The sequence below is a fragment of the Kytococcus schroeteri genome (genome assembly GCF_002847825.1).
In the GTDB taxonomy this organism is placed as follows: domain Bacteria; phylum Actinomycetota; class Actinomycetes; order Actinomycetales; family Dermatophilaceae; genus Kytococcus; species Kytococcus schroeteri.
This window is the reverse complement of the sequence record NZ_PKIZ01000067.1, coordinates 1-400: the sequence shown is the minus strand read 5'-3', so window position 1 is coordinate 400 and position 400 is coordinate 1. Positions and strand designations below refer to the sequence as shown.

The window sequence follows — 400 nt, the reverse complement described above, 5'->3', positions numbered from 1 at the left end:
TCCACGGGGGCGAGCCCGAAGACGTCAATGTCGATCAGGCCGACGACCCAGGCGAGGAACTCAGCAGCGGTGTAGGCCCAGGCCAGCTGGTACGCATCGTCCCGCAGCTCCTGGCTATAGGCTCGTGCTCCCTGTGCCTCCTGCGCTTTTTGCGCAGTCTCTGCGGCGTCGAGGAAGGACCGCTCAATCGGGGTGAGGTTGTCGAAGGTCCGCCGCGATCCCGCGCGCAGCGAGTCGAAGTCCACGGGCTCGCCGTTCAACACTGCTACGGCAACGGTCGCCACCACGGACAAAGTCACGGCCCGGTTGAAGACCTCCTCGGCGGGGCGCAGCAGCACCTCGGCTTCGCTGCGCACTGGCGGCAGCGTCGTCGCCACCTGGAAACCCTTCCGCCACAGGT

The 400-nt window shown here is 67.0% G+C and carries 1 protein-coding gene; it reads right to left on the bottom strand.

Annotated features, from left to right (window positions below):
* The coding region (locus tag CYJ76_RS11520) for a DUF4272 domain-containing protein (RefSeq protein WP_238138237.1) at positions 1 to 377 on the bottom strand (377 nt) is incomplete at its 3' end.
* Between the last annotated feature and the right edge of the window lie 23 nt (positions 378 to 400).